Here is a 25,144-nt window from a genome sequence, read left to right on the forward strand (position 1 = left end):
CCGGGGGTTTTCTCGTGCCCCAACATGCACGTCACCCGGGGCGCTCAGCTCACCGCGCGCCGCCGCAGCCCGCTCCGCCTGAGCCACAGGGCGAGGACCGCGGCGGCGAGGGCCGGCACGCCGCCGGCCACGAGCATCGCCGGGTGAGCGCCCCAGTGCTCGGCGAGCCAGCCGATCATGGGGCCGCCGAACGCCTGCCCGCCGATGAGCACCATCGTGTACAGGCTCATGACCCGGCCGCGGATCCCGACGTTGGCGCTCGTCTGCACGAGCTGGTTCGCGGACGTGAGGAACATGAGCGCACAGAACCCGGAGGCGGCGACGAGCGCGCAGAACAGCGGGAGCGAGGGCGCGTAGGCGGCGACGGCGAGCATCGCGCCGTACAGGCCCGCGCCGAGCACGACCGTGCGCAGCTGCAGCCGCACGCGCCGGGCCGAGGCGATCGCGCCGAGCACGGCCCCGACCGCGACCATCGTGTTGAGCAGGCCGTATCCGGCCGGCCCGACCGAGAAGACGTGGTCCGCGTAGGCCGCGAGCAGCACGGGCAGGCTCATCGCGAAGACCGCCACGACGCCGGCCATGGCCCAGGGCCAGCGGATCGTCGGCTTCCGCCACGCGTACCCGAAGGCCTCGCGCAGCATGCCTTTGGCCTTGGGCGTCGGCGGGGCGACGACGAGCTCGTCGCGGCGCAGGGCGGAGAGCATCGTCGCGGTGAGCAGGCACGCGGCGGCGTTGACCGCGAAGGCCCACCCGCCGCCGACGGCGGTGAGCAGCCAGCCCGCGATCGCCGGGCCGATGAGGGCACCGAGCTGGAAGGTCGTCGAGTTCACGCTGATCGCGTTGCGCAGGTAGGTGGGCCCCACGAGCTCGTTGACGAACACCTGGCGTGCGGGCTGGTCGAGCACCGTGACGAGGCCCAGGACCAGCGCGATCGCGTAGACGTGCCAGACCTCGAGGGTCCCCGTGAGCGCGAGGGCCGCGAGAGCGGCCGCGCAGGAGGCGGCGCCGAGCGCGCAGACCTGCAGGAGGCGGCGCTTCGAGAAGCGGTCCGCCATGAGCCCGCCCCACGGCCCGAGGACGAGCACCGGCAGGAACTGCAGCGCCACGGTCACGCCGACGGCGGTGACTGAGCCCGAGAGCTCGAGGACGAGCCAGTCCTGCGCGATGCGCTGCATCCACAGCGCGATGACGGCGACGAAATGGGCGGCGGCGAAGAGCCGGAAGTTGCGGACGCTGAGCGAGATGAACGTGTGCCGCCAAGGGAGGCGCTCGTGGACGACGGCGATCGGTCCGGTGGGCGGGATGGCGGGCTGGGCGGGATGGGAAACAGTTGAGGGCAGGGCGGGGCTGGGCGTGGTCACTGTGAGTCCTGGTCTCGTGCGGGGTGTGCGTTAGAGTCGACCTCCCCACGCTAGGCAGCAGGCAAACCATTGCGGAAGGTTATTTGCCAACTAACAGCTATTGCCTTCCGCAATGCATTCCGCGGAGGATGGGGGCATGTTCGAGCCTGCCCACCTGCGCAGCTTCCTCGCCGTCGCGGAGAACCTGAGCTTCACGCTCGCCGCGGAGAGGCTCGGCCTCGCCCAGCCCACGGTGAGCCAGCACGTCGCGAAGCTCGAGAAGGCCGCCGGGCGGATCCTGCTCATCCGCGACACCCACGGCGTCCGGCTCACGGACAACGGCGACGCGATGGCCGGGTTCGCGCGAACCATCCTCTCCGCGCACGACGACGCGGCGCGCTACTTCCGCGGCTCGGCGATGCGCGGGCGCCTGCGCTTCGGCACGGCCGACGACCTCGCGATCACGGGCCTGCCGCGGATCCTGCGCGAGTTCCGCCGCGCCTACCCCCAGCTGAACCTCGAGCTCACCGTGAGCCAGAGCGACGACCTGCACCGCCGGCTCAAGTCCGGCCAGCTCGACCTCGTGTTCATCAAGTGGGTCGCCGGGGCCCAGGAAGGCACGGTCGTGCGGCACGACGTCTTCTCGTGGGTCGGCGTCGAGCAGACGGCCCTCGACCCGGCAGAGCCGGTCCCGCTCGTCGTCTACCCGGCCCCGAGCCTGTCCCGCACCCTCGCGATCCAAGCGCTCGAGGCGAGCGGGCGCAGGTGGAAGGTCACGTGCAGCACGAAGCAGATCGCCGGCGTCCTCGCGGCGATCCGCGCGGGGCTGGGGATCGGCGTCATGCCCACGACGCTCGTCCCGGACGACCTCGCGATCATCACCCACCGCTTCGACCTCCCGCCGGTCGGCGACGTCGACTTCACCCTCATCCGCAACCCGCTCGCGAACTCCGAGGCCGTGGACGCGCTCACCGAGGCGATCATGGGCCGCTCCCTCACCCGGCCGTGAGGCGTGCATGAGGCGTGCGCCACAGTGCTCCGGGGGCTGCGGGAGTAAACTGTGCGCGATGAACCGCACAATGTTCAAGTCCAAGATCCACCGCGCCACGGTCACGCACGCTGACCTGCACTACGTGGGTTCGGTCACCGTCGACCTGGACCTGCTCGATGCTGCCGACATCCTCCCCGGCGAGCTCGTCTCGATCGTCGACGTCACGAACGGCGCGCGCCTCGAGACCTACACGATCGCGGGCGAGCGCGGCTCCGGCGTCATCGGCATCAACGGTGCCGCCGCCCACCTCGTCCACGAGGGCGACCTCGTGATCCTCATCAGCTACGCGTCGATGAGCTCCGAGGAGGCGCGCGAGTTCGTGCCGACCGTCGTGCACGTGGACGCGGCCAACCGCATCGTCGAGCTCGGCGTCGACCCGGCCGAGGGCCTCGACTCGGGCCTGCTCCGGCCGCCCTTCGCGATCCAGGCGCACCTGAACTAGCCGCTGCCCGTCCGGTCCCAGCCGCCCGCCCGCGAGGTCCGTCACACGCGGGCCAGCCCGCCGACGCAGCCCACTAGGCTGGTGCCGTGACCCCCGGAAAGCGATTCCTCACCCGTGTCCGCGGAGCACGCTTTTGCTAGGCGTGCTCGCGGGCTTCTCGGTGGTCTGGGCGATCATCGCCGTCGGCTGGTTCTGCGCCCGCCGGGACGTCCTCGGCGAGGGCGCGCAACGCGTGCTGAGCCGGCTCGCGTTCTTCGTCGCGAGCCCGGCCCTCCTGCTCGAGACCCTCGCCGGGGCGGACCTCAGCACGATCTTCTCGACCCACCTGCTCGTCATCGCCGTGAGCGCGACGGCGGTCGCGCTCATCGCGCTCGTCGTGTTCCGCTGGTGGCGGCGGCGCCGGACGCCCGAGGCGCTCATCGCCTCGATGAGCGCCTCCGTCGCGAACTCGGCCAACCTCGGCATCCCGATCTCGGTCTTCGTCCTCGGCGATGCCAGCTACGTCGCGCCCCTGCTGATCTTCCAGCTCGCGCTGTTCACGCCGTCGTTCCTCCTCGTCCTCGACGGCACGACGACGACGGCGAAGCCCGGGTGGGCGCGCGTGCTCCAATTCGTGCTCCCCATCGTGACGAACCCGACGATCATCGGGTCGATGATCGGGCTCCTCCTGGCCGCGACCGGCTGGCAGCTGCCAGAGCTCGTGATGCAGCCGATCCACCTCATCGGCGGCGCGGCGATCCCCGCGATGCTCATCGCCTTCGGCATCTCGCTGCACGGCTCTCGTCCCTTCCGGGCCGCGGACGGCCGGCGCCTCGACACGGCTCTCGCGACGACGCTCAAGCTCGTCGTGCACCCGCTCATCGCGTTCGTCTTCGCCCGCTTCGCGCTCGGCATCGAGGGGCACGCGCTCTTCGCCGCCGTCGTCACAGCGGCCCTGCCCACGGCGCAGAACATCTACATCGCCGCGCAGCGGTACCAGGAGGGCCTCGTCGTCGCGAAGGACACCGTGCTCATCACGACCGTCGTGGCCGTGCCCGCGATGGCCGTCATGGCGGCGCTGCTCGCCTGACGCGGGTCACCTCCCAACGATGCGGGGTCAGTCGCTCAAGAGGTGCAATCGCGCCTGCACCCTGACTCCCCAAGGCGTCGCATGACTCCCCGTTTCCCCGGGTTTCCGCCGGTTTCGCCGGGTGTCCCTCTGCGTCCCGGCGCTTTGGCGCCGTCACGCGCTGCCGTGTTCAGTGGTGCCCACTGCGGTCGGATCGGCCGCACGAGCACCCGGAGGAACACCATGGCACGATCCCGCATCCATCCCCTCGCCACGCCCGCGGCGACGCTCTCGACGACGGCGCTGCTCGCCGTCGTCGGCCTCAGCGCCTGCGCCGACCCGGGCGCGCAGGCGAGTCCGGCGTCCGCCACGGCGAGCGTCGCGGGGAAGACCTTCAACCTCACCGCGGACCAGCAGCGCATCACGGTGGAGAAGGACGACGCCGCGGCCGCCCTCGTGCCCGACGCCGTGAAGGCGGACGGGAAGCTGACCGTTGCGACGACCGGCGGCACGGCGCCGCTCTCGTTCCGCGCAACGGACAACACAACGCTCATCGGCAACGAAGTGGACATCGCGTACGCCGTCGCGGAGACGCTCGGCCTCACGGTCGAGGTCGTGCCGGTCGCCTGGGCGGACTGGCCGCTCGGCGTCGAATCGGGCAAGTACGAGGCGGTCCTCTCGAACGTGACCGTCACCGAGGCTCGCAAGGAGAAGTTCGACTTCGCGAGCTACCGCAACGACCTCCTCGGCTTCTACGCGAAGAGCGACTCGGCGATCACGGAGGTCAAGGAGCCAAAGGACGTCGCGGGGAAGCGCATCATCGTCGGCTCGGGGACCAACCAGGAGGCGATCCTGGTCCGCTGGGACGAGCAGAACAGGGCCGCCGGCCTCGCCCCGGTCGAGTTCCAGTACTACGACGACGACTCCGCGTCCTCGCTCGCGATCCAGTCCGGGCGCGCGGACCTCACCTTCGGCCCGAACGCCGGCGCCGCGTACAAGGCGGCGCTCGACGGGAAGACCAAGGTGGTCGGGACGCTCGAGGGCGGGTGGCCGCTCAAGGCGGAGATCGCCTTCACGACGAAGAAGGGCAACGGGCTCGCTGCCGCGGCCCAGGCTGCCCTCAACCGGCTCATCGACGACGGCGCGTACGCCCAGATCCTCGACCGCTGGGGCCTCGGGTCCGAGGCCATCCCCCACTCCGAGCTCAACCCGCCGGGCCTGCCCAAGAAGTGACCCCGGAACGTAGGGGAAATGACCCCTCAGCGGAGATCCGTTGAGGGGTCATTTCCCCCTGCTTGCGGGGTCAGTCAGACCCTGCTGCGCTCCGGGGCCGGGAGGCCGAGGTGCTCTCGGAGGGTCGTGCCCGCGTACTCGGTCGGGTAGACGCCCCGCTCCTGGAGCTCGGGGACGAGCCGGTCGACGATCTCGTCGAGGCCGCTCGGGATGAGCCATGGCGAGATGTTGAACCCGTCCACGGCCCCCACCCGTGCGTACTCGGCCAGGAGGTCCGCGACCTCGGTGTACGAGCCGACGATGCTGCGCGCCCCCCGGGCGTTGCGCTGCCGCACGAAGTCGAGGATCGTCAGGCCCTGATCGGCCGCCTCGGCACGCCACGCCGCCGCGAGCTCGCGCGCCTTGGCGCCATGGAACCCGCTCCCCCGCGTCTCGGAGGTCGTCTCGACCACGGGGTCGATATCGGGCAGCGGCCCGTCGGGGTCGTACTCGGCGAGGGAGCGGCCCCAGAACTGCTCGAGGTACGCGAGGGCCTGCTGCGGGCCGATCTGGAGCTCGCGCAGCCACACGAGCTTCTCCCGCGCCTCGGCCGAGGTGGGCGCGAGGACGAACTCGCTCGCCGGCATGATCTTGAGCTCCTCGGGCCTGCGCCCGGCCGCGAGCGTCCGCTCGACGAGGTCGCGGCGGAACGCGACGGCGTCGTCCAACCCGGGGTGCGCGGAGAAGACGACGTCGGCCTGGCGGGCCGCGAAGTCGCGCCCCTCGGCCGAGTCGCCGGCCTGGAACAGCACGGGCCGGCCCTGGGGGCTGCGGGGCAGGCGAGCGGTCGTGTCGATGCTGTAGTGCTGGCCCGAGTGCAGGACGCGCCGGCCCGGCTCGGCGGCCCAGAACTCCTTCGCGAACCGCACGAACGCCTCGGCGTGCCGGTACCGGTCGGCGTGGTCGAGGTACCCGCCGCGGCGGAAGTTCTCCCCGGTCCACGCGTTGTCCGTCGTGACCACGTTCCACGCGGCGCGCCCGCCCGAGAGCGCATCGAGCGAGGCGAGCCGCCCGGCGAGGTCCGCCGGGTCGTTGTACGTCGTGTTCTGCGTCGCGACGAGTCCGATCCTGCTCGTGACGCCCGCGAGCGCGGCGAGCATGGTCTGCGCGTCGGGCCGCCCGGCGACGTCGAGCTCGTGCACGCGGCCGAGGTGCTCGCGCAGCCGCAGGCCCTCCCCGAGGAAGAACGCGGCGAAGAGCCCGCGCTCGGCGGTCTGGGCGACGCGCCGGAAGGACTGGAAGTCCGTCTGGGACCCGGACTGCGGCAGCTTCCAGACGGTCCCGGAGTTGACGCCCTGGAAGAAGACGCCGAACTGCAGGCTGCCGCTCGGGGTGAAGTCGGGGTGGATGCTCATCGGGTGCCTCCTGCACGGGTCGTGGCGTAGCGGCTCGGCGGGCGGCGCAGGCCGAGGACGTGGCGGAAGGGCGCGTCGGCGTTCACGGGGGCGAGGCGCCCGCGCCGGCGCAGCTCCGGCAGGACGAGCTGGGCGAGCTCGGGAAGGTCGACGCCGAGCAGCGCCGGATGCACGCGGACCCCGTGGGCGACGGCGAGCAGCTCGCCGAGGTAGTCGGCGAGCTCGCGCGGGCCGCCGGCGAAGAGCGCGTGCGGCGACTCCCACGCGCCGTGCGCGTCGAGCTCGGCGAGCCGGTCCGCGCCCGAGCGCCCCCGCGCATCGAGGACCACGTCGAGCTCGGCCACGACGATGTGCTCGGGGAACGCTTCGCGGGCCGAGGCGGCCTCGGTGACGAGCAGATCCCCCGCGGGCGCGGAGACGAGCAGGACGTCGGCCTGCCCCGCCGGCACCAGGCCGTAGGGGGCGAGGACGGGCAGCTGCCCCTGGGGCGGGCGCGGGATGATCGAGGGCCCCTTGACCGAGAATGAGCGCCCGCGGAAGTCGGCGTAGTGGACGCGGTCGGCGTCGAGGTACCGGCCCGTGGCCACGTCCCGGATCTCGGCCGTGTCCTCCCACGTGTCCCACAGGCGCCGGGCGGCCTCGACGGCGTCGGACGCCTCGTCCAGCACGTCGTCGCCCCCGAGCGGGCCGCGCCCGAGGGCCGCGAGCCGCGGGGCGGAGCCGTCAGCAGCGACGAGCCAGCCGGCGCGCCCGTAGCTGATGTAGTCGAGGCTCGCGAGCTGGGTCGAGACGTGGAACGGCTCGGAGGCGACGGCGTCGACCTCCGGCACGAGCGCGATCGTGCGCGTGTGCGGCGCGGCGAGGGCGGCGCGCTGGACGGCGTCGGCGCGCGGCGCCGCGAGCGGCGCGCGGGCGGCGTCGGGCAGGGTCGCGAAGTGGAAGCCGGTGGACTCGGCGTCGAGCACCTCGCGCACGACGGCGGCCGCACCCAAGGCGGGCACCTCGCCGGGGCGCTGTGCCTCCTCCCCCTCGGTGGCGGGCCGGCCGAGGCGCCACGCCGCGGGGTGGCCGTCGCCGAGGTCGATGCCGATGATGCCTCGCTGTGTCATGCTGCACTTCCTCTCTCGTGGTCTGCGATCTGGCCAGTCGCGGTCGCTGGGCGCATCAGGAGCCCGCCTGCGCGAGCGTCTCCGCGGTCACGGTCGCGGACTCGGGCAGCGCCTCGTCGCCGAGGCCCCAGCGGTCGAGGACCTGCCGGTAGGTGCCGTCCGCGATCGCGGCGTTGAGCGCGTGCGTGATGGGCACGGCGAGCCCGTTGCCGCGCAGGGTCGTGGCGGCGACGAGGGTCTCCTTGGGCCAGCCGGCGTTGACCTTGCCCACGACCTTGAGGTCGTCGCGCGTGTTCTCCCGGTACACGACCGTGGGGTACGGGCCGAGGTTGAGGTCGGTGCGGCCCGAGGCGAGGGCCAGGATCGTGTCCGCGTCCGAGGAGTAGTACTGCAGCTCGGCGGGGGCCTTGCCGCGGGCCTCGAGGTCCTTGTTCCATGCGAGGAGGATCTTCTCCTGGTTCGTGCCGGAGCCCACCGAGACCTTCCTGCCCGAGATGTCGTCCGCGCCGCTGACCGTCAGGCCGGAGTCCTTCTTCGCTTCGAAGCCCATGTACGCGGCGCGGTACGTCGCGAAGTCGAACAGCTGCGCGCGGGCGGCATTGATGCCGACGTTCGAGAACACCGCCTCGAAGTCGCCGGACTGGGTCTTGAGCGGCCAGTTCTCCCAGGAGGTCTGCTGCAGGTCGAGCTCGAGGCCCAGCTTGTCCGCGACGAGCTGCGCGAGGTCCACCTCGACGCCGATGAGCGTCCGGTTGTCCGTCGCCTGGAAGCTCAGCGGGAGCGACCCGCCGGTCGTAGCGACCGTGAGCTTGCGGTCGGCGGCGATCGCTGCGGGGACCTCGGCGGCGAGCGCCGGGTCCTTCTCGGCGCGGATGCGCTGCTGGTCCGGGGAGAGGTTGTAGACGACGCCGTTCCTCGCCGCCGTGCTCGGCGCCGTGGCCTGGGCGCCGGGATCCGCGCACGCGCTGAGGGCGGCGGCCGCGGCAAGCAGGGTGGCGAGGACGACGGCGGGGCGGGCCGTGCGGACGCGGCGCGCCGGGGCGCTGGGGTTCTTCATGGTGCGGGCAAGCCTTTCTGGCTGGAACGAGAGATCCGGGGTCACCTCCCTGCGATGCGGGGTCAGATCTGGAACGTCGGCTCGAGGACCTTCGAGAGGAACGCGCGCGTGCGCTCCTCGCGCGGCTCGGTGAAGATCTGCTCGGGCGTGCCCTCCTCGACGATCACGCCGTCGTCCACGAACACGACGCGGTCGGCGACGTCGCGGGCGAAGCCGAGCTCGTGCGTGACGACGATGAGCGTGGTCCCCGAGCTCGCGAGACCCCGGATCACCTCGAGGACCTCGGAGACGAGCTCGGGGTCGAGCGCCGAGGTCGGCTCGTCGAAGAGCACGACCTTCGGGTCGAGGGCCAGGGCCCGCGCGATCGCGACGCGCTGCTGCTGCCCGCCGGAGAGCTGGCGCGGGTACGCGCCGGCCCGGTCGGCCAGCCCGACGCGGTCGAGGAGCTCGCGCGCCCGCCGAATCGCCTCGGCCCTGGGCCGGCGCTGGGCGTAGATAGGCGCCTCGGCGACGTTCTCGAGCGCCGTGAGGTGCGGGAACAGGTTGAAGTTCTGGAACACGAAGCCGATCTCCGCGCGCTGGGCGAGGATGTCCTTCTCGCGCAGCTCGTGCAGCTTCCCGTGCCCCGGGCGGTAGCCGACGAGCTCGCCGTCGACGGCGACGTACCCGCCGTCGAGCTTCTCGAGGTGGTTGATGGTCCGCAGGAGCGTGGACTTCCCCGAGCCGGACGGGCCCAGGATCACCACGACCTCCCCCGGCCGCACCGTGAGCGTCACCCCCTTGAGCACCTCCGTGCCGTTGAACGACTTGCGGACGCCGACCGCCTCGACGAGCCCGCGGGTGGGCTGGGCCTGGCTGGGAGGAACGGTGCTCATCGGGTGCTCCTGAGGGGTGCGTGGGTGGCGAAGAAGCGGCGGGCGCGCTCGAGCGGGGTCGGCGGGAGCGTGCGGACGGCGCCGCGGGCGTAGTGCCGCTCGATGTAGTACTGCGCGACCGAGAGCACGGAGGTGATGACGACGTACCAGACGGTCGCGACGAGCAGGAGCGGCAGGACCTGCTGGGTGCGGTTGTAGATGACTTGGACGGTGTAGAACAGCTCGGAGTACGCGAGGACGTAGACGATCGAAGTGCCCTTGACGAGGCCGATGATCTCGTTGAACGCCGTCGGCAGGATGGCCCGCATGGCCTGCGGGAGCACGATCCGCGTCGAGCGGCGCCACACGGGGATGCCGAGCGCCGCGGCCGCCTCGAGCTGGCCCTGGTCCACCGAGAGGATGCCGCCGCGGATGATCTCCGCCGAGTATGCGGCCTGGTTGAGCGTGAGGCCCAGGACGGCGGCGGCGAACTGGCTGATGAGCGTCGTGGTCTGCGCCTCGAAGAACCGCACGTCAGTGAAGGGGATGCCGAGGCTGATCCTCTCGTACAGGTAGCCGAGGTTGTACCAGAGCAGGAGCTGCACGAGCAGGGGCGTCGACCGGAAGATCCACGAGAACGTCCACGAGACCGAGACGAGCAGCGGCGAGGACGAGAGCCGCATGAGCGCGAGGACGAACCCGAGCACGAAGCCGAGCGCCCCCGAGATGGCCGTCAGCTTGAGCGTCTCGGCCAGGCCCGCGAGGACGGACTGCGCCGTGAACCACTGCGCGACGACGCCCCACTCCCAGCGCGGGTTCGCCACGAGGCTCCACAGCACCCCCGCGACGAGGAGGCCGACGACGGCGGTCCCCGCCCAGCGCAGCGGGTGGCGGGCGGGCACGACGGCGAACCCCGAGTAGTCGGGGCCGCTCGCCTCGGCGGTGGCGGGCGGGCACGACGGCGGGAGGGCGGCCCCGGCCGGCTCGAGCAGCGTGGGCGGTGCGGCGGACATGGGCGGTCCTCCTCAGTTCTCTCGGGGATTGCCGGCTCCCGTGACTCCGGGGCGCTTGAGCCCTCAATCTAAGAGCCGCCGCCAGGAGCCCTCAACGGACCCCGACGCGCCGCGTCACGGCCCGATATGAAGCGTCACGTTCGGAAATACGGCGTCATGATGACCCGCCGTGAACGGCCGTGACCCCTGATTTCCTGCCGCTGGAAGGCCCCTGCCCCGGGGCCTAGCGTGGCAGGACCAGGGCCCCGACGACCCCCTCGGGCCCGCCATCTACGCGGAAGGAGACGCCATGAGCCCCGTCCTCGCCGTCATCGGCGGCGGTCCCCGTGCGGCCATGCTGCTCGAGCGCCTCGCCGCGAACCTCCCGGCCGGCGGCGGGGCGCCGCAGTGCCCCGGGCTCGAGGTGCACGTCGTCGAGCCGCACGCGCCGGGCTCGGGCCGCATCTGGCGGCGCGACCAGTCGCCCCTCGTCACGCTCAACTCCCGAGCCGTGGACATCACGTGCTTCACGGACGCCTCGGTCGAGTGCGACGGCCCCGCCGTGGACGGCCCGAGCCTGCTCGAGTGGGCGCAGTCGCTCGCCGGCCCGCGCGCGGGCCGCTACGCCGACGCCGAGCTGCTCGAGGCCCTCGCCGGCAACCCCGGGCTGGCCGCCGAGGCCGCCGGGCTCGACGAGGCCAGCTTCCCCACGCGCCTGCTCGCGAGCCTGTACCTCGAGTGGTTCTTCCGCCGGGCCGCGCGCTCGCTCGAGGCCCGCGGCGTCCGGGTGCGGGTGCACCGCGACACGGCCGCGGGCATCGAGGCCGGCGAGGGGCCCGCCCGGCCGGGCGCCGCCGTCGTGCGCCTCGCGGGCGGCACGCGCCTCGCAGCCGACGCCGTGCTCCTGGCCCTCGGACACACGGACGCCGAGGTCCCGGCCCCGTCGTCGGACTATGCGGCGTTCGCGGAGCGCCACGGCCTCGCCTTCGTCGGCCCGGGCTACACGACCGAGCTCGACCTCTCCGCCCTCACCCCCGGCCGGGAGGTCATCGTCTCGGGGCTCGGTCTGGCCTTCGTGGACCTCGTGGTCATGCTGTTCGAGGGCCGCGGCGGCCGGTTCGTCCCCGACCCGGCGGCGGGGCCCGAGGAGGGCGCGCTGCGCTACGAGCCGTCCGGCCGCGAGCCCCGGCTCCTGGCCGGCTCCCGCCGCGGCGTGCCCTACCACTCGAAGGTCCGCGGCGCGCTGCAGGGCGAGGCCCCCGGCCCGCTGCGCTTCCTGACCGCGGACGCCGTCGCGGGCCTCCTCGCCCAGCAGGAGCAGCTCGACTTCGGCCAGCACCTGTGGCCGCTCATCGCCTCCGACGCCGAGTACGCCTCCTACCGCGAGCTGTTCACGGGCCACCCGCACCGGATCGCCCTGCCGTGGGCCGAGTTCTCCGAGCGCTTCGCCGCGGCTCCCTGGCGCAGCCCCGAGCGCGCCGCCCTCGTGGCCGCGGCCGTGCCGGACCCTGAGGACCGGATCGACCTCGAGGCCCTCGACCGGCCCCTCGCCGGGCTCGCCGAGGAGCTCGCCGCGCGCTCCCCCGGCGCCGCGCACGACGGCGACGCCCCCGCGCGCGCCCATCTCGCCGTCGTGCGCCACATCCTCCGGGACCTGCGCCTGCGCGACTCGGGCGAGCACAGCGAGACGCTCGGGCTGTTCCTCGGGATCCTGCGCGCCTACATGGAGCTCGGCCGTCTCGTCCCGCTCGACCGGCTCACGCCGGACTCGCAGCGGATCGTGTGCGGATGGTGGCACGGCTTCTTCAGCTTCGTCGACTCGGGGCCGCCGGCCTTCCGCCTGCGGGAGCTGCTCGCGCTCGAGCGCGCGGGGCTCCTGCGCTTCCTCGGGCCGGACCTGACGGTCCGCGCCGACGAGGCCTCCAGCCTGTTCCGCGCGAGCGCGGCCGGCGGGACCGTCACGGCGAGCGCCGACGCTTTCGTCGAGGCCCGCCTCCCCGGGCCCGCCGTGCGGCGCTCGGCGAACCCGCTCCTGACCTCGCTCGTGGCCGAGAGCCTCGTCCAGGAGCAGCTCCTCGACGCCACCGAGGGCAGGGCCGGGACCGGGAGGCTCCTCGTCGCGGCCGACTCCCGCGCGGTCGGGCCGGCGTCCGGCTGGCTCTTCGCCGTCGGCGCGGGCACCTCGAGCTGGGGCGCGGGGGCGTTCGCCCGGCCCCGCAGCAACGCCGCGCCCTTCCGGGAGACGGACGCCCTCGCGCGCACCCTGCTGCGCACGCTCTCGGCGGCCCGGCCCCGCTCCCAGTGGACCCAGCGCGACGACGTCGACTCCCCCGCGCGGCTCGCCGCCGCCGTCGCGCTTCTCCACCCGCTCGCGGGCTGACCCCGCGGGCTGACACCGCAGGCTCACCCTCAGGAGGAACGAACCATGGCCCTCGCCCCCGCCCGCACGATCCTCTCGCTGGGCATGCACGACCCCCGCGTCCGGCCCGTCCTCGACGGCCTGTACGCCGAGTACTCCGCGCGCTACGGGGAGAAATACCACGGGAAGGACGCGGGCGCCGAGAACGAGCTGACCCGCCACCCGGCGGAGGAGTTCGCGGCCCCGCACGGCGTCCTTCTCGTCATCCAGGAGGACGGCGAGTCGGTCGCGGGAGGTGCCTTCCGGCGCTACGACGAGCGCACGGCCGAGCTCAAGCGCATCTGGACGCACGAGGACCACCGCCGCCGGGGCCTCGGCCGCGCCGTCCTCGCCGCGCTCGAGGACGCCGCCGCGGCCCGCGGCTACGAGCGCCTCTACCTCACCACGGGCCCGCGGCAGCCGGAGGCCAAGGCCCTCTACCTCGCCGCCGGGTACACGCCCCTCTTCGACCTCGACGCCGACCCCGAGGAGCTCCTGCACCTGGCCTTCGGCAAGTCTCTGTCTCGACGGGGCCGCGCACTAGGCTGAGCCCCATGGCTCAGAGGCGCGGCGCGGCGGAGACTGGCGGGAAGAGCACCGAGGAGAGGCTAACCGCCCTCCGGGAGGGCTACACCTTCGAGGGGCCGGCGATCGCGCTCGGCGCCGCGATCATCGACGGCGAGGTCCGCCCCGAGGCGCAGGTCGGGCTGCCGCTGGCCATGATGAACCGCCACGGCCTCGTCGCCGGCGCGACCGGCACGGGCAAGACGGTGACCCTGCACATGATCGCCGAGCAGCTCTCCGCCGCGGGCGTCCCCGTGTTCCTCGCGGACATCAAGGGCGACCTCTCCGGCCTCGCGGCCCCGGGCGAGGCCAGCGAGAAGCTCCTCGCCCGGACCCGGGCCCTCGGGCAGGAGTGGAAGCCCTCGGCCTTCCCCGTCGACTTCCTCGCCCTCGGCGGCGAGGGCACCGGCGTCCCGGTCCGGGCGACCATCACGTCTTTCGGCCCGATCCTGCTCTCGCGGGTCATGGGGCTCAACGAGACCCAGGAGTCGAGCCTGCAGCTCGTCTTCCACTTCGCGGACAGGAACCGGCTCGAGCTCGTGGACCTCAAGGACCTGCGCGCCGTCATCCAGTTCCTGACCTCGGACGAGGGCAAGCCCGCCCTCGCCGAGCTCGGCGGCCTCTCGCGGGCCACCGCCGGGGTGATCCTGCGCGAGCTCGTGGCCCTCGAGGCCGCGGGCATGGAGAAGTTCTTCGGCGAGCCCGAGTTCGACACGGCGGAGCTCCTGCGCACGGCCGAGGACGGGCGCGGCGTCGTCACGTGCCTCGAGCTTCCGCGCCTGGCGGGCCAGCCCCTGCTCTTCTCGACCTTCCTCATGTGGCTCCTCGCCGACCTGTTCGAGGAGCTGCCCGAGGTGGGCGACGCCGACAAGCCCCGCCTCGTGTTCTTCCTCGACGAGGCCCACCTGCTCTTCGACGACGCGAGCGAGGCCTTCCTCGACGCGATCACCCAGACGGTCCGGCTCATCCGGTCCAAGGGCGTGGGCATCTTCTTCGTCACGCAGACCCCGCGGGACGTCCCCGCCGAGGTCCTGGGCCAGCTCGCGAACCGGGTCCAGCACGCCCTGCGCGCCTTCACCCCGCAGGACGCCAAGGCCCTCAAGGCCACCGTCTCCACCTTCCCGGTCAGCGACTACGACCTCGAGGAGGTCCTGACCTCGGCCGGCATCGGCGAGGCCGTGGTCACGGTCATGGACGAGAGGGGCGCCCCGACCCCCGTCGCGCTCACGCGGCTGCGCGCCCCCGAGTCCAGGATGGGACCCGCCGACCCCGCCCTCGTCGCGTCCGCCGTGCAGGCCTCGCCCCTCGCGCCCCGGTACGGGGCCGCCGTCGACAACGTCACCGCCTTCGAGAAGCTGAAGGAGCAGATCGCGGCGCGGGAGGCCGCCCCGCAGGAGGCGGCGACCCGGCCGTCCGCCCCGCCGTCAACCCAGCCCGGCGCCGGCGCGCCGCTCCCGCCCCCGCCGCTGCCCTCGCCGAGCCTCGAGCCCCGGCAGCAGGATCGGCGCGACGGCGGAGCGCGGGACGGTGGGACCCCCGACGGCGGGATGCTCGACGACGTCGTCGGCGCGCTCGGCGGGGCGCTCGGCGGCGGGCTCAGGTCCATGGCCCGCCAGGTCGGGACGCAGCTCGGGCGCGAGCTCATGCGCGGCATGTTCGGCACGGCCTCCCGGCGCCGCCGCCGGCGCTAGCGACCCGGCCCGCGGCGCGAGCAGGTCAAGCCCGCCCCGCGACACTGAATCGGGGTCTCCACCCGTGTTTGGGTAGGGTGGGGCGCGTGCAGACGAGTCCAGCCCTCATCAGGATCGCGGCCGCGTGGCTGCTGGCCCTGGTCCTGGCGATCGTGGGTTCGGTCGTCGCCATCACGGTTGTGAAGAGCACGGTGGCCGGTCCGGCCCAGCCCGTGCGCAGCTACATCGCAGCCCTCGAGGCCGGGGACGGCGGCCACGCGCTCGGGATCCTGCGGGCCCAGGTCCCCCCGGGAAGCCCGGCCCTCCTCGGCGGCGCCCCCCTCCAGGACGCGATGTCCCGCGTGAAGGACATCTCCTACGAGACGACGAAGGCCGACGGCGACCGCGCCTCGGTCGCCGTCTCCTACACCGTGGACGGATCGCAGCACGAGAGCGTGTTCGAGCTCGAGCGCACCGGCACCGACTGGCTGTTCTTCCCGCGCTGGTCGATCGTGCCCGGCACGCTGCCCACGCTCCAGGCCACCGTGGTCAACTCGGACCGGGCGACGCTCAACGGCGTCCCGGTCAACATGCCCGCCGGCAAGAACTCGTTCCCCGTCTTCTTCCCGGGCTCCTACGTGGGCTCCCTCCCGGGCGAGAACTTCGCCGCCGAGCCGCGCGGCGTCGTCGTGAGCGGCCGCGGCAGCGGCACCCAGCTGAACCTCGCCACGAAGGCGACCCCGCAGCTCGTCTCCGCCATCGAGGCCAAGGTCCGCGAGTACCTCGATGGCTGCGCCGCCCAGGCCACGAAGCAGCAGCGCCTCCAGCCGGACTGCCCGTTCTCGTTCGCCACGAACTCGCGCATCCAGGACGGCACCATCTCGTGGGCGGTCTCCGAGTACCCCAAGGTCGCTGTCGAGCCGTTCGAGGGCCGCTGGGTCGTCGCGCCCCTGACCGGGAAGGCCAAGCTCACGGCCCGCCAGATCGACCTGTTCACCGGCGCCGTCACGCCCGTGCAGAAGGAGCTCGACTACACCTTCTCGGCGCGGCTCACCGTGGCCGAGAACTCCATCACGGTCACCCCGCAGCTCGGGTAGCCGGCGCCCCTTCGACGCGTGCCGGGAAGCACGACGGCGGGCCGGTCACCCGAGGTGACCGGCCCGCCGTCGTCCGCGGCAACCCGGGCGGCAGGCCCGGGCCCGCCACTCAGTCCATGCCGCGCAGGTCGAGGGTCAGGGCCGACTCGGCGCCCTCCTGGAGCGTGACCGGGATGCCCCAGTCCTGCTGGTACAGGTGGCACGCGGCGTGGTCGGGGATCTCCTCGCCCGGGGCGCCGTCGCAGGCCGCGGCCCGCGCCGTGATGTGCAGGACGCCCTCGGCGACCTCGGGGTTGAGCTCGACGGTGCGGAGCAGGCCCTGGGACGTGCCGGAGCCCGCGAGCAGGAGCTCGGGCGGGGTCGAGGAGACCTTGAGCTGCGTCGGGTCGCCCCAGCGGTCGTCGAGCTTCTGCCCGGTCGGCGCGGCGAAGCGGACGGTCAGCTCGAGCGGCCCCGCCGCGACGGCGGTGCGCGGGCGCTGTGTCTGGCGCTCGCCCTCGTCGACCTGCTGGGCGTCCTTGGGGATCGGCACGAGCACGAGCTCGTGGCGGTTCGTCTCGGTCACGAGCAGGAGCGGCTCGCCACCCTCTGCGGGGGTGATCACGACGACGTCGGCCGGCTCCGCGAGCCCGCGCGCGAGCGTCGAGACGGTCCCGGCGCCGCAGTGTCCGTTCTTGCCTCCGGCGGGGTCGTAGCGGCGCACCGCGCCGTTGTACGTGTCCGCGATGGCCACCGAGCCGTCTGGCAGGACGGCGACGCCGAGCGGGTGCTGGAGGCGCGCGGCCGAGGCCTCGCCGTCACGGAAGCCGAAGTCGAAGAGGCCCTGGCCGACGGCGGTCTCCACCGTGACGTCCCCGTTCCGCCCCGTCTCGCCCAGCTTGATCCGGCGCAGGGCCGACGTCTCGGAATCCGCGACCCAGAGGTCGCCGGACGGGTCGACGGCGAGCCCGGACGGCTGCGCGAACCACGCGCTCGGCCCCGGGCCGTCGAGGAGCCCCTCGAGGCCCGAGCCTGCGAGGATCGCGACCTCGCCCGAGAGCGGGTCGAAGGTGAATATCTGGTGCGTGCCGGCCATCGCGACGACGACCTTCTGCAGCTTCTCGCTCCACACGACGTCCCACGGCGAGGAGAGGGAGACGTTGGGGCCGTGGCCGAGGTAGCCGATGTCCTCGGCGTCGCCCGCGTAGACGTCGTGAGGGGCGGTCCCCTCCGGCTCGTCGGCATGGACCTCCCGCGCCACCTTCGCCGGGCTCGCCCACGTCCCCGCGCCGTCACCGTTGACCCGCGCGGGGCCGGCGTCGAGGAGCCGCTGGACGCCGTTGCCGGCCACGGTCTGGACGGAACCCGAGCTGAGCGTGACGCCGCGGAGGCGGTGGTTCACGGTGTCGGCGACGACGGCCTCGTAGCCCGTCTGCCACGCAATGGAGGCCGGGAGCACGGCGACGCCCTGCGGCTCATTGAACTGGGCGACCTCGGCCCGGCCGTCCTGGAAGCCCTTGGCGCCGGAACCGATGACGCGCTCGACCGTCGCGAGGTCGGGGCGGAGCTCGACGAGGCGGTGGTGGCCCGTGTCGGCGACGAGGTAGTTGCCGTTCTCGAGCGGCACGGCCTGGCCCGGGAACCGGAGCGTGCCGGCGGTGGGCTCGGGCGCGACGTAGGGGCCGTCGCCGCGGTGGAGCGTGCCCTTGGCCTCGTACTCGGCGACGAGCTCCTCGAGCAGGACCTTGAGCCCGCCCGCGTGCCCCTCGCCGGAGAGGTGCGCGACGATGTACCCCTCGGGGTCGACGACAACGAGGGTCGGCCACGCGCGCGCCGTGTAGGCCTGCCACGTGAGCAGCTCGGGGTCGTCGAGGACCGGGTGGTGGATCTCGTAGCGCTCGACGGCGGCGGCGAGGGCGACCGGGTCGGCCTCGTGCTCGAACTTGGGCGAGTGGACGCCGACCGTGACGAGGACGTCGTGGTACTCCTCCTCGAGGGGGCGCAGCTCGTCGAGGACGTGGAGGCAGTTGATGCAGCAGAACGTCCAGAAGTCCAGGAGCACGATCTTGCCGCGCAGCGCCGCGAGGTCGAGCTCCTTGCCGCCCGTGTTGAGCCACGCGCGCCCCGCGAGCTCGCTCGCGCGGACGCGCTGGCTGGCCCTCATGGCCCCCGAGGCCCCAGTCGCTGCTGCCTCGGTCGCTGTGGCTTCTGCGGACTCTGCGGTCACGGACCCTCCTTGGGCGTCGCGTCGTGGTGGTCGTTCGCCGCGCATCGGGCGTCGGGGCGCGGCACTTCTTGGGTCAACCCCATTATTCCGGGCTTTGTTCCGGGCGCTTGCCCCTGCCGGTCCTGTCCGCCAGGCCGTCCCTCTCTGCGAGGCGGGAGAACATCGCGTTGTAGGCGGCCAGCTCGGCGTCGTTGTCCCTGTCCGCGGCCCGGTCGCGGCGCTTGGTCTCCCGGGCGTCGGAGCGGGACCACAGGATGGCCACGCCGATCGCGACGGACAGGGTCGGGAGCTCGCCGATCCCCCACGCGATTCCCCCGCCGGCCTGCTGGTCGGCGATCGCGCTCGGGCCCCACGTCCGGCCGAGGTTGCCGAAGTAGGAGGCCTCGAGCAGGATGTTCGAGCCCATGATCGCGACGCCGAAGAACGCGTGGAAGGCCATCGTCGCGAACAGCAGCAGGAGCCGCAGCGGGAACGGCGCCCGCCGGGGCAGCGGGTCCGAGCCGATCATGCTCAGGACGAAGATGTAGCCCGTGAGCAGGAAGTGCAGGTTCATGAGCTCGTGGCCCACGTGCTCCCGCATCGCGAACCCGAACAGGTCGGAGTAGTAGAAGAGGATGATCGAGCCGGCGAAGTTCGCCGCCGCGAACAGCGGGTGCGTCACGAGCTGGGAGAACTTCGAGTGGACGAACGTCAGGAGCCACTCGCGCAGGCCGCGGCTCCCATCGCGGCGGGGTGCGAGGGCCTTGAGCGCGAGCGTCACGGGCGAGCCGAGCACGAGGAACAGCGGGGCGACCATCGTGAGCATCATGTGGTCCACCATGTGCGCCGAGAAGAGCACCCGGCCGTAGACGGCGGGCGGCCCGGACGTGATGTAGGTCAGGACGACGAGGCCGACGAACCAGCTCACCGCGCGGGCCCACGGCCAGCCGTCCCCGCGGCGGGTCACCTTGGCCAGGCCGAGGGCGTACGTGACCACGCCGACGAGCACCACCGTCACCCAGATCCAGTCCGGGCGCCACTCGGTCAGCCAGCGGGACGCCGTGAGGTCGGGCGGGAGCTCGTAGCCCGTGAGGATGAACGCCGGCGAGGCGTCCGGGGCGTAGCTCGTGGGCTCGGGCGGGGCGGAGCGCGAGAGGGCGACGGCGAGCCCGGACACGGCGCCCATGACGATTGCCTCGACGCCGACGAGCTGCCACAGCACCCGGCGCGCGGACGCGCCGCGGCCCAGCTGCGGGATGACCCACCGGCGGTGCATGAACCCGACGCCGCCGAGCACCAGGGCGAGCAGGGTCTTCGCGAGGATGATCTGCCCGTACGCCGAGCCGAGGAGGTCGGCCGGGCTCGGCAGGCGCACCGCGGCGTTGATGATGCCGGAGGCGACGACGAGCAGGAAGGCGAAGAGCGCGAGCGCCGAGAACCGGCGCAGCGCGGGCTCGGTCGCGTCGACGGCACGCTGCACGGTCCGGGGCTGGGCTGGGTCCGGCTGGGCCGTGCCTGGCCGGGCGGACGACGGCGGGGCGTCGCCCCGGCCGTCCGGCCCGCCGGTGATCGTGCGTCCGAGCAGGACGAGGACGCCGATGCCGCCGGCCCACAGGCACGCGCCGACGAGGTGCAGCCCCAGCGAGTTGATGGCGCCCTCGTGGTCCCCCGCGCTGGCCGAGTGGCCGATGAGGGCCAGCGGCGCGAGGCCGATGAGCGCGAGCAGGCCCGTCAGGGCAAGGCCCGTGAGCGAGCGGACGGCGAACAGGAGCGTGGCCACGGTCGCGGCAATGATGACCATGGCCAACCACGCGCGCCCGACGTCGAGCTCCGTCATGAAGAAGACGAGCTGCCTCGTGTAGTCCGGGCTCCCAGAGAGGGGCTGCCCCACGAGGTCGGAGTGCGTCAGGACCAGCACCGCGATGGCGCTCATGGTCCAGGCGATCGCCCCGGCGGTCGCGATGCGCAGGGCGCGGGAGAAGGCGGGGTGCTCGTCGCCGTCGTCCACGCCCGCATCGTGGGCAGAGCGCGGCGTCGTGAAACGCGGCAGGATGCCGACGGCGAACACGAGGCCGCCGATCACGAGCGCGAGCGAGAGGTTCAGGGCCGTCTTGGCGATCGGCAGGCCCCACCGGACGAGGGCCCCGGGGTCGAGCACCGAGCGGGCCGCCGCGGAGCCCGAGAAGAGCAGGGCCGCCACGAGGGCCGCCACCGCGACGGCAAGCGCCGCGACGCCCCACGCTCGCCCGAGCCCTGGGGCCCCCTGGACGGGAAGGCCGGACGGACGCGAGGGCAGAGCTGTACGAGGCACCCATCCATTGTCCCCCACCCCGCGGGCGGCGCCGCCCGGGCCGGGCGGCGGCCCCTCATCCCCGGAGTCGCCACGTGCCTGTCGTGTCCGTTAAAGCCGTGAGGGGCAGCGGCCACAGCCGCTGCCCCTCACGTGCAGGTCTCTACTTGCCGGAGGCGGCAGCCTTCAGCTTGGAGCCGGCGGTCAGCTTGACGCTGAAGCCGGCGGGGATCTCGATGGCTGCACCCGTCTGCGGGTTGCGGCCGGTGCGAGCCGCACGCTCGGTGCGCTCGACGGCGAGCCAGCCCGGGATGCTGACCTTCTCGCCGCTGGCAACGGAGCTCTCGAAGACCTCGAACAGTGCGTCGAGCACACCGTTGACGGCGGCCTGGCTCAGGCTGGTCTTGCCAGCAACCTCTGCAACCAGCTCGCTGCGGTTCTTAGCCATGTGTCCTCCTGGACGTTGGTTTTGTTCCTCAGCCCTTGGGCGGTCTGCCCAGAGGCTGCTGCTACCGAAACTTACCAGTTAATGCCCTCGTGGCCAGCAGATTCCGCGTGTTTCCGGGCTTTTTTCGGGGTTTTGCCGTGCCCGGAGGCCTTTGGAGGCCGGTTGGAGCCGCCTACTGAGCCCGGTGGTCTCGGTTCGGCAGTCTATACGGGAGGTCCGGGCCGCGGGCCTGGCCTCCCGGCAGCAAGAGGCTGCTCAAGCCTTGCGCTGGTGCTGGGCTGTTAAATGTGGGAGCCCCCCAACCGGTGGTTGGGGGGCTCGACCGAGTGGTTGTCCGGCGGTGTCCTACTCTCCCACACCCTGTCGGGTGCAGTACCATCGGCGCTGTGGGTCTTAGCTTCCGGGTTCGGGATGGGACCGGGCGTTTCCCCCACGCTATGACCGCCGTAACCCGTTGTCCCGGCCCCCGGGGTGGGGGTGGGAAGCCTGGTCACGGTGTTCCGTGAGTGTGTTCGGTTGTGTGGTGGTGCCCTGCCGCCGCTTTTTTGGTGGCGGGGGTTTGTTGTCTGGGGACCGTAGAGTGGACGCGAGCAGTGTGTTCCTGCCACCCCGGGTGGGGTGGGTGTGTGTGAAGTTGTCGGCCTATTAGTACCGGTCGGCTTCGCAAGTCTTCAGTCCTTGCTTCCACGTCCGGCCTATCAACCCAGTGGTCTGCTGGGGGCCTCCCGGACACGAGGTCCGTGGAAATCTCATCTTGAAGCGGGCTTCCCGCTTAGATGCTTTCAGCGGTTATCCCATCCGAACGTAGCCAACCAGCCGTGCACCTGGCGGTACAACTGGCACACCAGAGGTTCGTCCGTCCCGGTCCTCTCGTACTGAGGACAGCCCTTCTCAGATTTCCTGCGCGCGCAGCGGATAGGGACCGAACTGTCTCACGACGTTCTAAACCCAGCTCGCGTACCGCTTTTAATGGGCGAACAGCCCAACCCTTGGGACCTACTCCAGCCCCAGGATGCGACGAGCCGACATCGAGGTGCCAAACCATGCCGTCGATATGGACTCTTGGGCAAGATCAGCCTGTTATCCCCGAGGTACCTTTTATCCGTTGAGCGACGGCCCTTCCACGAGGAGCCGCCGGATCACTAGTCCCGACTTTCGTCCCTGCTCGAGATGCCTCTCTCACAGTCAAGCCCCCTTGTGCACTTGCACTCGACACCTGGTTGCCGACCAGGCTGAGGGGACCTTTGGGCGCCTCCGTTACCCTTTGGGAGGCAACCGCCCCAGTTAAACTACCCATCAGGCACTGTCCCTGACCCGGATCACGGGCCGAGGTTAGATGTCCAAAGCGACCAGAGTGGTATTTCAACGATGACTCCACCGGCACTGGCGTGCCCGCTTCACAGTCTCCCACCTATCCTACACAAGCCGCTCCGAACACCAATACCAAACTATAGTGAAGGTCTCGGGGTCTTTCCGTCCTGCTGCGCGTAACGAGCATCTTTACTCGTAGTGCAATTTCGCCGAGTTCACGGTCGAGACAGCGGGGAAGTCGTTACTCCATTCGTGCAGGTCGGAACTTACCCGACAAGGAATTTCGCTACCTTAGGATGGTTATAGTTACCACCGCCGTTTACTGGGGCTTGAATTCTCCGCTTCGCCATTGCTGGCTGACGGGTCCTCTTAACCTTCCAGCACCGGGCAGGAGTCAGTCCGTATACATCGTCTTGCGACTTCGCACGGACCTGTGTTTTTAGTAAACAGTCGCTTCCCCCTGGTCTCTGCGACCCTTGCCCGCTCGGGCCGGCATGCGGCCTCCACGGTCGGGGTCCCCCTTCTCCCGAAGTTACGGGGGCATTTTGCCGAGTTCCTTGACCGTGATTCTCTCGATCGCCTTGGTATTCTCTACCTGATCACCTGTGTCGGTTTGGGGTACGGGCGGCTGGGACCTCGCGTCGATGCTTTTCTCGGCAGCATAGGATCACCCGATCCCCCCGTGAGGGGGTCCCGTCGGATCTCAGGCTTCGTGCGCGGCGGATTTGCCTGCCGCGCGCCCTACGTCCTTGGACCAGGTCAACCATCGCCTGGCCGGGCTGCCTTCCTGCGTCACACCTGTTAATACGCTTGCCTCGCAGCTCTGGGTCCCGCGCGCGCCCCACGGTGCCGGTCCCGAAGGACTGGCGGTGCGGGGGTTGGGCGGTCAGCATCGGCTGTCCGGCATGGGCGGTCCTTCGCCGGTACGGGAATATCGACCCGTTGTCCATCGACTACGCCTGTCGGCCTCGCCTTAGGTCCCGACTTACCCAGGGCAGATGAGCTTGACCCTGGAACCCTTGATCATCCGGCGGACGGGTTTCCCACCCGTCTTTCGCTACTCATGCCTGCATTCTCACTCGTGCGGCCTCCACCCCTAGGTCACCCTGGAGCTTCACTGCCCGCACGACGCTCCCCTACCCAGCAACACCCCTGGAACCGCAAGGTCCTGGGTTCGTGTGTCACTGCCACGGCTTCGGCGGTGTGCTTGAGCCCCGCTACATTGTCGGCGCGGAATCACTTGACCAGTGAGCTATTACGCACTCTTTCAAGGGTGGCTGCTTCTAAGCCAACCTCCTGGTTGTCTGGGCAACTCCACATCCTTTCCCACTTAGCACACGCTTGGGGGCCTTAGCCGGTGGTCTGGGCTGTTTCCCTCTCGACTGCGAAGCTTATCCCCCGCAGTCTCACTGCTGCGCTCTCACTTGCCGGCATTCGGAGTTTGGCTGACGTCAGTAACCTGGTGGGGCCCATCGGCCATCCAGTAGCTCTACCTCCGGCAAGAAACACGCAACGCTGCACCTAAATGCATTTCGGGGAGAACCAGCTATCACGGAGTTTGATTGGCCTTTCACCCCTACCCACAGCTCATCCCCTCCATTTTCAACTGAAGTGGGTTCGGTCCTCCACGACGTCTTACCGTCGCTTCAACCTGGCCATGGGTAGATCACCCCGCTTCGGGTCTAGACCACGCCACTGAACGCCCTGTTCAGACTCGCTTTCGCTACGGCTCCCCCACACGGGTTAACCTCGCGACATGGCACTAACTCGCAGGCTCATTCTTCAAAAGGCACGCCATCACCCCACCTGGAGGCTCTGACGGCTTGTAGGCGCACGGTTTCAGGTACTGTTTCACTCCCCTCCCGGGGTACTTTTCACCTTTCCCTCACGGTACTGGTCCGCTATCGGTCATCGGGTAGTATTCAGGCTTATCAGGTGGTCCTGACAGATTCGCACGGGATTCCTCGGGCCCCGTGCTACTTGGGGACATCCGCAAGGGCGGCAGACAAGCGTTCCGGCTACGGGACTCACACCCTCTCCGGCCGGCCCTTCAAGACCGTTCGCCTACACTCCTGCACTCACCCCCGGCCACCGGCAGATGACCGAAGCAGAGCCCCACAACCCCCGACGCGCAACCCCTGCCGGGTATCACACACGCCGGGTTTGGCCCCATCCGCGTTCGCTCGCCACTACTGACGGAATCACTCTTGTTTTCTCTTCCTGCGGGTACTGAGATGTTTCACTTCCCCGCGTTCCCCCCACACCGTCTATGCGTTCAACGGCGGGTCACCACATCACCTCGCGGCGCATGGCGGGGTTTCCCCATTCGGACACCCTGGGATCACAGTCCGGTTATCGACTCCCCCAGGCTTATCGCAGATTCCCACGTCCTTCATCGGCTCCCGATGCCAAGGCATCCACCGTGCGCCCTTGGAAACTTCACACAGAAGAAACCAAGGACACGCACACAATGCATGTCCTACAAAACACAGCTATCGAATCACGGCGACATTCGAAGACATCGCCAGAGACAAAATTGCTAGATGCTCGCGTCCACTATACAGTTCTCAAACAACAACCCCCTCAACCCACACCACACGCACACACAACGGCGTGCGCGGGCGCCGGGAAGGAGGGCACCAATCCAGGGACTGTTGCCCC

The 25,144-nt window shown here is 71.2% G+C and carries 17 protein-coding genes and 2 rRNA genes; 8 read left to right on the plus strand and 11 right to left on the minus strand.

What is annotated here, in order from left to right; all coding sequences use genetic code 11:
• Positions 1-44 precede the first annotated feature (44 nt).
• Positions 45-1,361 (minus strand): MFS transporter, encoded by a 1,317-nt coding sequence (locus tag ACUYMY_RS16055; RefSeq protein WP_481704523.1) that lies wholly within the window; start codon positions 1,359-1,361, stop codon positions 45-47.
• A gap of 136 nt (positions 1,362-1,497) precedes the next feature.
• Here ACUYMY_RS16055 and ACUYMY_RS16060 point away from each other — a divergent pair, with 136 nt between their 5' ends.
• The 4 genes from ACUYMY_RS16060 (at position 1,498) to ACUYMY_RS16075 (ending at position 5,114) form a co-directional block, all read left to right on the plus strand.
• On the plus strand, positions 1,498-2,349 hold the full coding sequence (locus ACUYMY_RS16060) for a LysR substrate-binding domain-containing protein (protein ID WP_481704524.1): 852 nt from the start codon (positions 1,498-1,500) through the stop codon (positions 2,347-2,349).
• Positions 2,350-2,407: 58 nt separating this feature from the next.
• On the plus strand, positions 2,408-2,833 hold the full coding sequence (gene panD / locus ACUYMY_RS16065) for an aspartate 1-decarboxylase (protein ID WP_481704525.1): 426 nt from the start codon (positions 2,408-2,410) through the stop codon (positions 2,831-2,833).
• Positions 2,834-2,966: 133 nt separating this feature from the next.
• Positions 2,967-3,902, plus strand: coding sequence for an AEC family transporter (locus ACUYMY_RS16070; RefSeq protein ID WP_481704526.1), 936 nt, complete (start codon positions 2,967-2,969; stop codon positions 3,900-3,902).
• A 222-nt stretch (positions 3,903-4,124) separates the two neighbouring features.
• Positions 4,125-5,114, plus strand: coding sequence for an ABC transporter substrate-binding protein (locus ACUYMY_RS16075; RefSeq protein ID WP_481704527.1), 990 nt, complete (start codon positions 4,125-4,127; stop codon positions 5,112-5,114).
• 74 nt (positions 5,115-5,188) lie between these two features.
• Here ACUYMY_RS16075 and ACUYMY_RS16080 read toward each other — a convergent pair whose 3' ends face one another.
• The 5 genes from ACUYMY_RS16080 to ACUYMY_RS16100 form a co-directional block, all read right to left on the minus strand.
• Complete coding sequence (locus ACUYMY_RS16080) at positions 5,189-6,508, minus strand: LLM class flavin-dependent oxidoreductase (RefSeq protein WP_481704528.1); 1,320 nt, start codon at positions 6,506-6,508, stop codon at positions 5,189-5,191.
• The gene (locus ACUYMY_RS16085) at positions 6,505-7,617 is read right to left on the minus strand and encodes an LLM class flavin-dependent oxidoreductase (RefSeq protein ID WP_481704529.1); all 1,113 of its coding nucleotides are present in this window, start codon (positions 7,615-7,617) and stop codon (positions 6,505-6,507) included. Before ACUYMY_RS16085 ends, ACUYMY_RS16080 begins: the two co-directional genes overlap by 4 nt.
• 55 nt (positions 7,618-7,672) lie before the next feature.
• Entirely contained in the window at positions 7,673-8,674 is a 1,002-nt protein-coding gene (locus tag ACUYMY_RS16090; protein WP_481704530.1) for an ABC transporter substrate-binding protein, read from the minus strand.
• A gap of 62 nt (positions 8,675-8,736) precedes the next feature.
• Entirely contained in the window at positions 8,737-9,549 is an 813-nt protein-coding gene (locus ACUYMY_RS16095; RefSeq protein ID WP_481704531.1) for an amino acid ABC transporter ATP-binding protein, read from the minus strand.
• Positions 9,546-10,541 carry an amino acid ABC transporter permease gene (locus ACUYMY_RS16100; RefSeq protein WP_481704532.1) on the minus strand — a complete coding sequence of 332 codons (996 nt, stop codon included), beginning with the start codon at positions 10,539-10,541 and terminating at the stop codon, positions 9,546-9,548. The genes ACUYMY_RS16095 and ACUYMY_RS16100 overlap by 4 nt, the downstream gene beginning before the upstream one ends.
• A 289-nt stretch (positions 10,542-10,830) precedes the next feature.
• Between ACUYMY_RS16100 and ACUYMY_RS16105 the strand changes: the two genes are divergently transcribed.
• The 4 genes from ACUYMY_RS16105 (at position 10,831) to ACUYMY_RS16120 (ending at position 16,249) form a co-directional block, all read left to right on the plus strand.
• On the plus strand, positions 10,831-12,900 hold the full coding sequence (locus ACUYMY_RS16105) for an FAD/NAD(P)-binding protein (protein WP_481704533.1): 2,070 nt from the start codon (positions 10,831-10,833) through the stop codon (positions 12,898-12,900).
• Between the two features lie 45 nt (positions 12,901-12,945).
• Entirely contained in the window at positions 12,946-13,467 is a 522-nt protein-coding gene (locus ACUYMY_RS16110) for a GNAT family N-acetyltransferase (protein ID WP_481704534.1), read from the plus strand.
• Positions 13,468-13,472: 5 nt separating this feature from the next.
• Positions 13,473-15,173 carry a helicase HerA-like domain-containing protein gene (locus tag ACUYMY_RS16115; protein ID WP_481704535.1) on the plus strand — a complete coding sequence of 567 codons (1,701 nt, stop codon included), beginning with the start codon at positions 13,473-13,475 and terminating at the stop codon, positions 15,171-15,173.
• 86 nt (positions 15,174-15,259) lie between these two features.
• Entirely contained in the window at positions 15,260-16,249 is a 990-nt protein-coding gene (locus ACUYMY_RS16120; RefSeq protein WP_481704536.1) for a hypothetical protein, read from the plus strand.
• Positions 16,250-16,358: 109 nt separating this feature from the next.
• Here the strand turns inward: ACUYMY_RS16120 and ACUYMY_RS16125 are convergent, their stop codons facing one another.
• From ACUYMY_RS16125 to ACUYMY_RS16145, 5 genes are all read right to left on the minus strand, one after another.
• On the minus strand, positions 16,359-18,392 hold the full coding sequence (locus ACUYMY_RS16125; protein WP_481705082.1) for an NHL domain-containing thioredoxin family protein: 2,034 nt from the start codon (positions 18,390-18,392) through the stop codon (positions 16,359-16,361).
• A gap of 145 nt (positions 18,393-18,537) precedes the next feature.
• Positions 18,538-20,745 (minus strand): bifunctional copper resistance protein CopD/cytochrome c oxidase assembly protein, encoded by a 2,208-nt coding sequence (locus tag ACUYMY_RS16130; RefSeq protein ID WP_481704537.1) that lies wholly within the window; start codon positions 20,743-20,745, stop codon positions 18,538-18,540.
• A gap of 142 nt (positions 20,746-20,887) precedes the next feature.
• Positions 20,888-21,172, minus strand: a complete 285-nt coding sequence (locus tag ACUYMY_RS16135; RefSeq protein ID WP_481704538.1) for an HU family DNA-binding protein — start codon at positions 21,170-21,172, stop codon at positions 20,888-20,890.
• A gap of 332 nt (positions 21,173-21,504) precedes the next feature.
• Positions 21,505-21,621: ribosomal RNA gene (gene rrf / locus ACUYMY_RS16140) — 5S ribosomal RNA — on the minus strand.
• Between the two features lie 176 nt (positions 21,622-21,797).
• Positions 21,798-24,927: ribosomal RNA gene (locus tag ACUYMY_RS16145) — 23S ribosomal RNA — on the minus strand.
• Positions 24,928-25,144 lie beyond the last annotated feature (217 nt).

This window comes from Sinomonas sp. T428B (assembly GCF_056780155.1).